At 76.5% G+C, this 13,232-nt stretch carries 3 protein-coding genes and 4 pseudogenes; all 7 read left to right on the top strand.

Annotated features, from left to right (window positions below; all coding sequences use genetic code 11):
- Nucleotides 1-137: 137 nt before the first annotated feature.
- On the top strand, nt 138-1,193 hold the full coding sequence (locus OG294_RS07375) for a cytochrome P450 (protein WP_327065612.1): 1,056 nt from the start codon (nt 138-140) through the stop codon (nt 1,191-1,193).
- Nucleotides 1,190-2,386: a cytochrome P450 gene (locus OG294_RS07370; RefSeq protein ID WP_327065611.1), complete on the top strand. Its 1,197-nt coding sequence runs from the start codon at nt 1,190-1,192 to the stop codon at nt 2,384-2,386. The genes OG294_RS07375 and OG294_RS07370 overlap by 4 nt, the downstream gene beginning before the upstream one ends.
- 145 nt (nt 2,387-2,531) lie before the next feature.
- A pseudogene (locus tag OG294_RS41045) lies at nt 2,532-4,076 on the top strand (polyketide synthase); the annotation flags it as partial.
- Nucleotides 4,056-8,171, top strand: a pseudogene (locus OG294_RS41040) (acyltransferase domain-containing protein); the annotation flags it as partial. The pseudogenes OG294_RS41045 and OG294_RS41040, both read left to right, overlap by 21 nt.
- A 297-nt stretch (nt 8,172-8,468) precedes the next feature.
- Nucleotides 8,469-11,141, top strand: a pseudogene (locus OG294_RS41035) (type I polyketide synthase); the annotation flags it as partial.
- Nucleotides 11,142-11,147: 6 nt separating this feature from the next.
- A pseudogene (locus OG294_RS41030) lies at nt 11,148-12,398 on the top strand (beta-ketoacyl reductase); the annotation flags it as partial.
- A gap of 21 nt (nt 12,399-12,419) precedes the next feature.
- Nucleotides 12,420-13,229, top strand: a complete 810-nt coding sequence (locus OG294_RS41025) for a beta-ketoacyl reductase (protein ID WP_442789315.1) — start codon at nt 12,420-12,422, stop codon at nt 13,227-13,229.
- The last annotated feature ends 3 nt before the right edge of the window (nt 13,230-13,232 follow it).

Below are 13,232 nucleotides of genomic sequence, written 5' to 3'. Positions count from 1 at the left end.
CCCGAACTGAACCGGTTGTTTTCCCATTCGACCGCGCGGCGGGCTGCCCGCTGGATCCGCCGGACGGATACCGGGCGCTGCGGGAGGGTTCCTCGGTCGTCCGGGTCACCGTTCCGACCGGCGACCAGGCCTGGCTCGTGACCCGGCACGACGACATCCGGTCGATTCTCGGTGATCCGCGCTTCAGCTCGGACATGACGCAGCCCGGGTATCCGCGCTTCTTCGTGCCGGGGGAGCGCCAGCCGGGCGCCTTCGTCGCGATGGACCCGCCGGACCACACCCGCTACCGCAGAACGGTGGCGTCCTGGTTCACCAGCCGGGCCGCGGAGCGGCTGCGGCCGCGGATCCAGGAGATGGTGGACGGGCTCCTCGACGACCTGCTCGCGGGGCCGCCGGCGGCCGACCTGGTCGCCCGCTTCGCCTCGCCGCTGCCGGCCATGGTGATCTGCGAGTTCCTCGGGGTGCCCTACCCGGACCGGGACAAGTTCGGCGGCTGGATCCTCGCGCTGATCGAACGCGAGGGCGCGCCCGAGGAGTTGGCCCAGGCGCTGACCGACCTCTTCGCCTACATGTACGAGTTGGTGGCGGCCAAGGAGGCCGAGCCCACCGACGACCTGCTCGGGCAGCTGGCCGGCAACGAGATCCGCAACGGCGAACTGACGCAGCAGGAGGTCGTCGTGATCGGCCTGATGCTGCTCTCGGCCGGCTTCGACACCACCGCCAGCTCGATCTCGCTCAGCGTGCTCGCGCTGCTGGAGAACCCGGCGCAGGCCGAGCGCCTCGTCGCCGACCCGTCGTTGGTGCCCGGCGCGGTCGAGGAGCTGCTGCGCCATCAGAACGTGCTGCAGTACGGCATCGGCCGGGTCGCGGCCGAGGACGTCGAGCTGCGCGGGCAGCTGATCCGGGCCGGTGAGGGCGTGGTCCTGCTGACCCCCTCCGCGGCCCGGGACGCGGACGCCTATCCGGATCCCGACACCCTCGACGTCGGCCGGGAGGGGGTGGACCCGATGACCTTCGGGCACGGCATCCACAACTGCGTCGGCAAGTTCCTGGCCCGGGTCGAGCTGCAGGTCGCCATCGGCACCCTCTTCAGCCGGCTCCCCGGCCTGCGGCTGGTCACCCCGGTGACCGAACTGCCGTTCCGCGACGGCTCCATGGTGTACAGCCCGCGCGAACTGCCGGTCACCTGGTGAGCGCCGAGGTGGAGTCCACGTTCCCGCAGGCGCGCCCGGCCGGGTGTCCGATGGACCTCGCGCCGCAGTACGGCCGGTGGCAGGAGGAGCAGGGGCTGGTCAGGGTGCGCCCGCCGGTCGGCGACCCGGTCTGGCTGGTCACCCGCCACGAGGACGTCCGCAGGGTCCTCGCGGACGTGCGGTTCAGCTCCGACATGACCGCGGCCGGCTACCCGAAGCTCTTCGTGCCGCCGCTGATCCTGCCGGGGGCGTTCATCGCGCTGGATCCGCCCGAGCACACCCGTCTGCGGGCCATGCTGACGGGCGAGTTCACCACCCGCCGGATGCAGGCGCTGCGCCCCAAGGTGCAGGCGATCGTGGACGGCGCGCTGGAGGAGCTGCTGGCCGGCCCCGCCCCGGCCGACCTGGTCACCGCCTTCGCCCGGCCGGTCGCCGCGGTGGTGATCTGCGAGCTGCTCGGGGTCCCGGCCGCCGACCAGCGGCTCTTCCTGGGCTGGACGGAGACGCTGCACCGCCGCGACGTGCCGCCCGCGGCCCACCAGGAGGCCAACGAGGCGCTGTTCGGCTACATGGACGCCCTGGTCGCCCGCAAGTCCGCGGAGCCGACGGACGATCTGATCGGCCGCCTGGTGGTCGAGCGGGTCCGCACCGGCGAGCTGAAACACGGTGAACTGGTGGCCTTCGCGCTGCTGTTGCTGGCCGGCGGGCTGGACACCTCGGCCAACGTGATCGGCCTGAGCACCCTGTCGCTGCTGCTCGACCGGCCGCAGTGGACGGCGCTGGCCGCCGAACCCGCGCTGCTGGACGGCGCGGTGGAGGAGATGCTGCGCTTCCACACCATCACCCAGTGGGGGATCGGCCGCGCGGCCACCACCGACCTGGAGGTGGGCGGCACGACGGTGCGGGCGGGCGAGGGCGTCATCCTGCTGCTGCCCGCGGCCAACCGCGACCCGTCGGTCTTCGCCGAGCCGGACCGGTTCGACGTGCGCCGCGAGGCGCGCGGGCACCTGACCCTCGGCCACGGCGTGCACCACTGCATCGGCCAGGGGCTGGCCCGGCTGGAGCTCCAGGTGGCGATGGGCACCCTGGTGCGGCGGCTGCCGGAGCTGGCGCTCGCCGTCCCGCAGGCCGACGTCGGCTTCCAGGACGACATGTTCGTCTACGGCGTGCACGGCCTGCCGGTCACCTGGTGACCGGGCCCGACTCCCGGCAGCGCCCGGCAGTCCGTCCCCGGAGTTGAGTTCCCAGCAAGCGAGTTCCCAGCAGCGAACAGTGCCAAGCGAGGTGTGACTACGCGTGTCTGACGCCGGATCGAGCCCCACCGCCCAGCCCGTCGCCGTGATCGGCCTGTCCTGTCGGCTGCCGGGCGCGGCCACGGCCGAGGCCTTCTGGCAGCTGCTCGCCGAGGGCCGCGGCGCGGTCGGGCCGATCCCGGCCGACCGGCTCGGCGCCGCCCATCGCACCGGCACCGGGGAGGTGCCCGCGGGCGCCCGCCGGGGCGGCTTCCTGGCCGACGTCGCCGGGTTCGACGCCGACTTCTTCGGCATCGCGCCCAACGCGGCGGCCGTGCTGGACCCGCAGCAGCGCCTCGCGCTCGAACTCGCCTGGGAGGCGCTGGAGGACGCCCGGATCACCCCGGCCGCCCTGCGCGGCGGCCGGACCGGCGTGCTGATCGGCGCGATCGCCGACGACTACGCCGCGCTGCTCGCCGCCCGCGCCGGCGCGGTCAGCGGCCACGCGATGGCCGGGGTGCAGCGCGCCATGATCGCCAACCGGGTCTCCTACGCGCTCGGCCTGCGCGGCCCGAGCCTGACCGTCGACTCGGGGCAGTCCTCGTCGCTGGTCGCGGTGCACCTGGCCTGCGAGAGCCTGCGGCGCGGCGAGTCGCGGGTGGCGCTGGCCGGCGGGGTGCAGCTGAACCTCGCGGTGGAGTCGGCAGCCCGGGCCGAGGCGTTCGGCGGCCTCTCGCCGGACGGCGTCTGCTACACCTTCGACGCCCGCGCCAACGGCTTCGTGCGCGGCGAGGGCGGCGGCGTCGTGGTGCTCAAGCCGCTGGCCGACGCGCTGGCCGAGGGCGACCCGGTGCGGGCGGTGATCCTCGGCAGCGCCGTCAACAACGACGGCGGCGGCGCCCATCTGACGGCACCCAGCGCGCAGGCGCAGCAGGAGGTGGTGCGCGCGGCGCTGACCGCGGCCGGGACCGACCCCGACGCCGTGGGCTACGTCGAGCTGCACGGCACCGGCACGGCCGTCGGCGACCGGACGGAGGCGGCGGCGCTCGGTGCGGTGTACGGCAGACGGGCGAGGCCGCTGCCGGTCGGCTCGGTCAAGACCAACCTTGGCCACCTCGAAGGCGCGGCCGGGATCACGGGGTTCATCAAGGCCGTGCTCAGCGTGGAGCACGCGGTGCGGCCCGCCGCCCTCAACTTCGCCACCCCCAGCCCGGCGATCCCGCTCGACGAGCTGAACCTGCGGGTGGTCACCCGCGCCGAGCCGTGGACCGGCGAAGGCCGCCGCACGGCCGCGGTGAGCGCCTTCGGACTGGGCGGGACCAACTGCCACCTGGTCCTCGCCGCCGCAACACCGGCCGCCACCGCGCCTGCCGCCGCAACGCCGGCCCCCCCAGTGCCGGCCGCCACCGCGCCTGCCGCCGCAACACCGGCTGCCACCGCGCCGCTCTCCGCAGCGCCGACCGCCCCGGCGCCCGCCGGCGGACCGTGGCTCGTGTCCGGCCGTACCGCCGAGGCCCTGGCCGCCCAGGCAGCCCGGCTGGCCGCCCACGTCCGCGCCCAGGAGCAGCTGCGCACCGGCGACCTCGGCCTGAGCCTGGCCACCACCCGCACCGCCTTCGAGCACCGGGCGGTGATCGCCGCGGCGGACCCGGCGGGTCTGCTCGCCGGGCTGGACGCGCTGGCGGCCGGCGAGCAGAGCGCCGCCGTGCTCACCGCTACGGCGCCCGCGCCGCGGCGCGTCGCCTTCGTCTTCCCGGGCCAGGGCAGCCAGTGGCCGGGGATGGCCGTGGACCTGCTCGACACCGCCCCGGACTTCCGTTCCGCGATGGAGCGCTGCGCGCGGGCCCTCGCGCCCTGGACGGACTTCGACGTGCTCGCGGTGCTGCGCGGCGAGCCCGGCGCGCCCGACCTCGAACGGGTCGAGGTCGTCCAGCCGGTGCTGTTCGCCGTGATGGTGTCGCTGGCCGCGCTGTGGCGCGCGCACGGCGTCGAACCCGTCGCGGTGATCGGCCATTCGCAGGGCGAGATCGCCGCCGCCCACGTGGCCGGCGCGCTCTCGCTGGAGGAGGCGGCCAAGGTGGTGGCCGTGCGCAGCCGGCTGATCGCCGAACTGCGCACCGACGGCGCGATGGCCTCGGTGCCGATGTCCGCCGAGCAGCTGAGCCCGCGGCTGGCCCGCTGGGCCGGGCGGCTGTGGCTGTCGGTGGTCAACGGCCCCGGCACGGTGGTGGTCTCCGGCCTGACCGACGCGGTGACCGAGCTGGTCGAGGCGCTGACGGCCGAGGGCGTGGACGCCCGGCGGATCCCGGTCGGCTACGCCTCGCACTCGCCGCTGGTGGAGCCGCTGGACGCGGCGCTGGCCGAGGGGCTCGGCGAACTGTCGCCCCGGGCGGGGACGTTGCCGTTCTACTCGGCGCTGACCGGCGCGCTGCACGACACGGCCGGGCTGGACGCCGGGTACTGGTACCGCAATCTGCGCGAGCCCGTGCTGTTCCAGCAGGCGAGCGCCGCCGCGCTGGCCGACGGGATCGACGCCTTCATCGAGGTGAGCGCCCGCCCGGTGCTGACCGTCCCGCTGCAGCAGACGGCCCAACTGAGCGGGCACCAGGCGGTGGCGCTGGCCACGCTGCGGCGCGACGAGGGCGGCCCGGCGCGGTTCCGCGCGGCGCTGGGCGCGGCCTGGAGCCACGGGGTCGAGGTCGACTGGGCGGCCGTGTGGGCGGGCAGCGGCGCGGTCACCGTGCCGCTGCCGGGGTACGCCTTCCAGCGGCGCCCGTACTGGCTGACCGGGCAGCCGGCCGAGCCCCTGGCCCTGCCTGCCGCCGACCCCGCCGACCCCGTCGACGCGGCCGCCGCCCAGCCGCCGGTGACCGGCTTCGCCGGGCGCCTGGCCGGCCTCCCGGTGGCGGAGGGCCGGCGGCTGGCCGAGCACCTGGTGCGCTCCGCCGTCGCCGCCGCGCTGGGCCACGACGGCCCCGCCGCCGTGCCCGTCGACCGCATCTTCCGCGACCTCGGGGTGGACTCCGCCGCGGCGACCGAGACCGCCGGGCGGCTTGCTGCCGCCACCGGCCTGCCGGTGCCTGCTGGGCTGCTCTACGACCACCCCACCGCCCGGGAACTGGCGGCCCGTCTGGTCGCCGAGCTGACCGGCGGCGCGGCCGGGCACCCCGCGCCTTGTGAGCACCGCGCCGGGGAGCGGCCCGCCGATGCCGAGGACCCGGTCGTCATCGTCGCGATGAGCTGCCGGCTGCCCGGCGAGGTCCGCTCCCCGGAGGACCTGTGGCAGCTGCTGGCCGACGGCGGCGACGCCATCGGCGACTTCCCCGCCGACCGCGGCTGGGACGTGGCACGGCTGCACGACCCCGACCCCGAGCAGCTCGGCCGCTCCACCACCGACAAGGGCGGGTTCCTCGCCGACGCCGCCGATTTCGACGCCGCGCTGTTCGGCATCTCGCCGCGCGAGGCGCTGGCCATGGACCCGCAGCAGCGCCTGCTCCTGGAGGCCTCCTGGGAGGTGTTCGAGCGCGCCGGGATCGACACCGCGACCCTGCGCGGCAGCCGCACCGGCGTCTTCGTCGGCGTGATGGACCAGCGCTACGGCCCCCGGTGGAACGAACCCGCCGACGGCGTCGAAGGGTTCCTGCTCACCGGCAACTCGGCGAGCGTCAACGCCGGCCGGATCTCCTACACCTTCGGCCTGAACGGCCCCACCGTCGCGATGGACACCGCCTGCTCCTCCTCGCTGGTGGCCCTGCACCTCGCGGTGCGCGCGGTGCGCGGCGGCGAGTGCGCCATGGCGCTGGCCGGCGGGGTCACCGTGCTGTCGACCCCCGAGATCTTCATCGAGTTCTCCCGGCAGCGGGGCCTGGCCGCCGACGGCCGCTGCAAGGCGTTCGCCGCGGCGGCGGACGGCACGGGGCTGGCCGAGGGCGTCGCGATGCTCCTGGTCGAGCGGCTCTCCGACGCCCGGCGGCACGGCCACCCGGTGCTCGCGGTGGTCCGCGGCAGCGCCGTCAACTCCGACGGCGCCTCCAACGGCCTCACCGCGCCGAGCGGCACCGCGCAGCGCGAGCTGATCCGCCAGGCGCTGGCCGACGCCGCCCTCGAACCGTCCGAGGTGGACGCGGTGGAGGCGCACGGCACGGGCACCGCCCTCGGCGACCCGATCGAGGCCGCCGCACTGCTGGACGCCTACGGCGCCGGGCGTCGGGCGCCGCTGCTGATCGGCTCGCTGAAGTCCAACATCGGCCACACCCAGGCCGCGGCCGGTGTCGCGGGCGTGATCAAGATGGTCACCGCGCTGCGGGCCCACCTGCTGCCGCGCACCCTGCACGTGGACGCGCCGAGCCCGCAGGTGGACTGGGCGCGCGGACCGGCCGAGCTGCTCACCGAGGCGCGCCCCTGGCCGGCGGGCGACCGGCCGCGCCGGGCCGGCGTCTCCTCCTTCGGCATCAGCGGCACCAACGCGCACGTCATCATCGAGGAGGCCCCGCCCGCGCCCGCCCCGCCCGCGCCTGCCCCGCCCGCGCCCGCCCCGCTCGCGCCCGCCCCGGCGAGCCACGACGACGCGCCGGGCCCGCGCCCCTTCGTGCTCTCCGGCCACACCGACGACGCGCTGCGCGCCCAGGCCGACCGGCTGCTCGGCCACCTCGAGGAGCCCGGCCACCGGGAGTCCGTCCCCCTCCCCGACCTGGCCCGCACCCTCGCCACCGCGCGCACCGCGCTGGAGCGGCGCGCCGCCGTGATCGCCGCCGACCGCGACCAGTTGCTCGCCGGGCTGACCGCGCTCGCCGCGGGCCGGACCCCGGATCACGTGGTGACCGGCGAGGCCAGGCCCCGCTCCGGCACGGTCTTCGTCTTCTCCGGCCAGGGCGGCCAGTGGCAGGGCATGGCCGTCGAACTCCTGGCGGACGCACCGGTGTTCCGGGCGCGGATGACCGAGTGCGCGCAGGCGCTGCGCCCGCTGGTCGACTGGGACCTGTTCGACGTGCTGCACGCCCGGCCCGGCACCCCGCCGCTGACCGACACCGAGGTCGTCCAGCCCGTGCTGTTCTCCATCGCGGTCTCGCTGGCCGCGCTCTGGCGCTCCTACGGGGTCGAGCCGGCCGCGGTGGTCGGCCACTCGCAGGGCGAGATCGCCGCCGCCTGCGTGGCCGGCGCGCTCTCGCTGGCGGACGCGGCCCGGGTGAGCGTGGTGCGCAGCCGGCTCGCCGTCGCGCACCTGACCGACGGCGGGATGGCGAGCGTGGCCCTGTCCGCCGAGGAGCTGCGGCCCAGGCTGGAGCGCTGGGCCGGGCGGCTGTGGCTGTCGGTGGTCAACGGCCCCGGCTCGGTCGCCGTCTCCGGCGAGGAGACCGCCCTGGACGAGCTGATCGCCGAACTCACCGCGGAGGGGGTCAAGGCCCGGCGCATTCCGGCCGCCTTCGCCTCGCACTGCCCCGCGGTGGAGGTGCTGCGCGAGCCCCTGTTCGACGAACTCGCCGGGCTGCGGCCCCGGTCCACCGAGCTCCCGTTCTACTCCAGCGTCACCGTCGGCCCGGTGGACACCGCCACCCTGGACGCGGCGTACTGGTACCGCAACCTGCGCGACACCGTCTGCTTCGCCGACGCCACCGCGCTGCTGGTGCACGAGGGCCACCAGGTCTTCGTGGAGATCGGCCCGCACCCGGTGCTCACCCCGGTGGTGGCGGCGATCGCGGAGCAGGCCGGGGCCGACGCCGTCGTCACCGGCACGCTCCGTCGCGACCAGGGCGGCCTGCGCCGCTTCCTGGCCGCGCTGGCCACCCTGCACACCAAGGGCGTCGCGCTCGACTGGGCGGCCGTGCTGGGCAGCGGCGGCACCCGCGTCGAGCTGCCCGGCTACGCCTTCCAGCGCCGCCGCTACTGGCTGCCCGCCGGGGACGGCACCGCCCGCACCGCGGCGGCTGCTCCGGTCCTGGCCCCGGCCCTGGCCCCCGAGCGGGCGGTCACCCCCAAGGACCTGCTCGCCCTGGTCCGCACCCAGCTCGCCGACGTTCTCGGCCTGGCCGACGGCGAACAGGTGGCGGTGGACCGCGCGTTCAAGGAGATCGGGCTCGACTCGCTCACCGCGCTCGAACTGCGCAACCGGCTGAGCACGGCCACGGGGGCGGCGATCCCCGTCACGGCCGTCTTCAGCCACCCGACCGCCGGTGCACTCGCCCGCTACCTCGCCGACCGGACGGCCGGCACCGACGCCGAGCCGGCCGGGGTCGGGGGCGGGGCCGCCGGCGGTGGCCGGGTGGCGCTGGACGATCCGATCGCGATCGTCGCGATGGCCTGCCGGTTCCCCGGCGGCGTGGACACCCCCGAGGGCCTGTGGGAGCTGGTCGAGCGCGGCGGCGAGGCGATCAGCGGGCTGCCGACCGACCGCGGCTGGGACCTGGCACGGCTGCCCCAGGCGGTGCGTCAGGGCGGCTTCCTGCACGACGCGGGCTGGTTCGACGCCGGCTTCTTCGGGATCTCGCCGCGCGAGGCGCTGGCCATGGACCCGCAGCAGCGGCTGCTCCTGGAGACCTCCTGGGAGGCGCTGGAGCGTGCCGGGATCGACCCGGTCACCGTCCGGGGCGCCCGGATCGGCGTTTTCGCGGGCGCGGTGGCCCAGGACTACGGGCCGCGGCTGCACGAGTCCACCGCCGCCCAGGAGGGCCACCTGCTCACCGGGACGATCAGCGCGGTGGCCTCGGGGCGGATCGCCTACGCCCTGGACCTCCAGGGCCCGGCGATCACCGTGGACACCGCCTGCTCGTCCTCGCTGGTCGCGCTCCACCTGGCGGCGCAGTCGCTGACCCTCGGCGAGTGCTCGCTCGCGCTGGCCGGCGGTGCGACGGTGATGGCCAACCCCGGTGTCTTCGTGGAGTTCGCCCGCCAGCAGGGGCTGGCGGTCGACGGCCGGTGCAAGGCGTTCGCCGCCGAGGCGGACGGCACCAGCTGGGCGGAGGGCGCGGGCATGCTGGTGCTGGAGCGGCTCTCCGACGCCGAGCGGCTCGGCCACCCGGTGCTCGCCCTGCTGCGCGGTTCGGCGGTCAACTCCGACGGCGCGTCCAACGGCCTGACGGCGCCGAACGGGCTGGCGCAGCAGCGGGTGATCCGGGCGGCGCTGGCGAACGCGGGTCTGTCGGCGGCGGACGTGGACCTGGTGGAGGCGCACGGCACGGGCACCCGGCTGGGCGACCCGATCGAGGCGGACGCCCTGCTGGCCACCTACGGCCAGGGCCGCTCGGCCGAAGCGCCGCTCTGGCTCGGCTCGTTGAAGTCCAACATCGGCCACACCCAGGCCGCCGCCGGTGTGGCCGGGGTGATCAAGACGGTACTGGCGATGCGGCACGGCGTGCTGCCGCGCACCCTGCACGCCGAGCAGCCGACCCCGCACGTCGACTGGTCGACCGGTGACGTCCGGCTGCTGACCGCCGCGGTGCCCTGGCCGGCGGGGGAGCGACCGCGCCGCGCGGGCGTCTCCGCCTTCGGGGTGAGCGGGACCAACGCCCACGTGGTGCTGGAGGCGGTCCCCGCGCCCGTCGTCGAACCGCCGTCCGTGGCCGGGCCGCGGACGCAGGGCCCGGTGCCGGTGCTGCTGTCGGCGCGCACCCCGCAGGCGCTGGCCGCGCAGGCCCGGCGGCTGCGGGCGGCCGTCGCCGACGGGCTGGACCCGCGCGACGCCGCCTGGACGCTGGCCACCTCCCGGACCGGCTTCGAGTACCGCGCGGCACTGGTGGCCGCCGGGCACGAGGAGCTGCTGGCCGGCCTGGCCGAGGTGGCGGGCCGCCGGGCGGCCACCGGCGGGCTGTCGGTGGGTGTGGTGTTCGCCGGGCAGGGGTCGTCGGGGCTGGGCGCGGCACGGGAGTTGTGCGCGGCGTATCCGGTCTTCGCGGCGGCGTTCGACGAGGTGTGCGCGGTGGTGGACGGCCTGGTGGACTGGTCGCTGCGAGCGGTGGTGTTCTCGGGGGAGGGGCTGGAGCGCACGGAGGTGGCGCAGCCGGCGCTGTTCGCCTTCGAGGTGGCGCTGTTCCGGTTGCTGGAGTCCTGGGGCGTGTCGGCCGGTGTGATGCTGGGGCATTCGCTCGGGGAGCTGGTGGCGGCGCAGCTGGCCGGGGTGTTCTCGCTCGCCGATGCCTGCCGGGTGGTGGTGGAGCGCGGCCGGCTGATGGAGGGGATGGAGCCGGGGGCGATGGTGGCGCTGCCGGTGCCGGTGGCGGACGTGCTGCCCCGGCTCGCGGGTCGCCGGGTGTCGGTGGCGGCGGTGAACGGGCCTTCCTCGGTGGTGGTTTCGGGTGCCGAGGCCGATGTGCTGGCGGTGGCGGCGCAGTTCGACCGCTCGCGTCGCCTGGCGGTGCAGCGGGCCTTCCACTCGCCGCTGGTGGAGCCGGTGGTGGGGCCGCTGCGGGCGGTGCTGGAGGCGGTGGAGTTCCGGCCTCCGACGCGCACGGTGGTCTCGGGGCTGACCGGTGAGGTGGCGGACGCGGAGCTGCTGTGCACGCCGGAGTACTGGGTGCGGCACGCGCGGGAGGCGGTGCTGTTCGGCGACGCGCTGCAGGCGGGTCGAGCGGCGGGCGCCGAGGTGTTCCTGGAGGTGGGGCCGGACGGGTCGCTGTCGGCGCTGACCGGCGGTGTCGCGGCGCAGCGCCGGGAGCGGGACGGGGTGACGGCGCTGCTCGCGGCGGTGGCCGAACTCCACGTCCGGGGCGCCGAGATCGACTGGCGTGCGGTGCTGGGCCAGGGCAGGCTCGCCGATCTGCCCACCTACGCCTTCCAGCGGGAGCACTACTGGCTGCCCACCGGCCCGGAGGGTGCCGAGGTCGAGGATCCGACGCACTACCAGGTCGACTGGCAGCGGCTCGACGATCTCGCCGCCCCGGCCCCGGCCGGTCGCTGGCTGCTGGTCGCCCCGGCCGGCTTCGAGGAGCACGAGCTGGTGCGGGCCTGCGCCGCCCGGCTCGGCGCGGACACCGTGGAGCTCTTCCTCTCGGCGGCCGACGACCGGGCCCCGATCGCCGAACGGCTGCGCGAACTTCCGCCCCTGGACGGGGTGTTCTCGCTGCTGGCACTCGACGTCGCGCTGCACCCCGGCCACCCGGGGCTGGCCGTCGGCGGGGCGCTCACCCACCTGCTCGTCCAGGCACTGGGCGACGCGGAGCTCGCGGCACCGCTCTGGCTCGGCACCCGCGGCGCGGTCGCGGTCGGCGAGGAGGCGCTGGACGCGGTGGAGCACAGCGGCGTCTGGGCGCTGGGCCGCGTCGCGGCCCTGGAGCACCCGGCGCGCTGGGGCGGCCTGGTGGACCTGCCCGCGGTCTTCGACGAGACGGCCGGCGAGCGGTTCGCCGCCGTCCTGGGCGCGGCCGAGGACCAGGTGGCGATCCGGGCGGACGGCGTCCACGGGCGCCGGATCGTGCGCGCACCGCGGGCCCGCTCGGCCGGCAGCTGGCAGCCGCGCGGCACCGCGCTGATCACCGGCGGCACCGGCGGGCTCGGTGCGCAGGTCGCCCGCTGGCTGGCGCGGCACGGCACCGAACGCCTGGTGCTGCTCGGCCGGTCCGGCCCCGAGGCCGCCGGAGCCGCCGAACTGGTCGCCGAGCTGGCCGAGTTGGGCGCACAGGCCGAGGTGGTCGGCTGCGACGTGACCGACCGGGAGGCACTGGAGGCGGTCATCACCGACGCGCGGGAGCGCGGTGCGGTCTTCCGTACCGTCGTGCACGCGGCCGGACTCTCCCAGCGCACGCCGATCGCCGAACTCGACCTCGCGCGGTTCGCCGAGATCACCGCCGCCAAGGTGATCGGCGCGGTCCACCTGGACCAGCTCTTCGACGACGACGAACTCGACGCCTTCGTCCTCTTCTCCTCGATCTCCGGCGTCTGGGGCGCCGGCGGCCAGTGCGCCTACGCCGCCGCCAACGCCTTCCTCGACGGCCTGGCCCGGCTGCGCCGCGCCGCCGGTGTGCACGCGGTCTCCATCGCCTGGGGTCCCTGGGACGCACCGGGCATGGCCGAGGAGGGGGACCAGGCCGACCACCTGGCCCGGCGCGGCCTGCGCGCGCTCGCCCCGGAGGCCGCACTGCGGGCGCTGCGCGCGGCCGTGGAGGGCACCGGGGCCGAGGTGACCGTCGCCGACGTGGACTGGGACCGGTTCCTGCCCGCCTTCACCGCCGCCCGCCCCGCGCCCCTGCTGGCCGCCCTCGGCAGGCCGGCCCACCAGCCCGACGATCCGGCCGAGGGGGCCGCCGACCAGGCCGCCGACGGCGCGTCGGAGACGCTGCGGCGCGAACTGCGCGCCCTCGGCGCCCCGCAACGGGCCGCCCGGGTGCGCTCGGTGGTCCGCGCCGAGGTCGCCAGGGCACTCGGCCACCGGGGCGAGCGGACCGTCGGCCTGGAGACGCCGTTCTCCGAGCTCGGCATGGACTCGCTCGCCGCCGTCGACCTGCGCGGCGCCCTCAACGCCCGCACCGGGGTGACGCTGCCCGTCACGGTGGTCTTCGAACGGCCCTCCGTCCAGGCGCTCACCGCCCACCTGCTGGAGCTGCTCGACGACGCCGGGCAGGAGGCCGGGCAGGGCGGCGAGCCGCCGACCGGCGAGGAGGCCAGGATCCGCGCCGTGCTGGCGTCCCTGCCGCTCGCCCGGCTGCGGCAGGCGGGCCTGCTCGACCGGCTGCTCGACCTGGCGGACGACGGCTCCGCCACCGCGCCCCGCACCGCTCCCGCCACCGACCCCGTCGTCGGCGAGCCGGAGAGCGGCATCGACACCATGGACCTCGACGACCTGGTCCGCGCCGCTCTCGACGGCGATTCCCGCTGAGCC

Origin of the sequence: Kitasatospora sp. NBC_01302 (assembly GCF_035976515.1) — a bacterium.
GTDB lineage: Bacteria > Actinomycetota > Actinomycetes > Streptomycetales > Streptomycetaceae > Kitasatospora.
The sequence above is the reverse complement of the archived record's forward strand: the minus strand, read 5'-3'. Positions and strand labels throughout refer to the sequence as shown.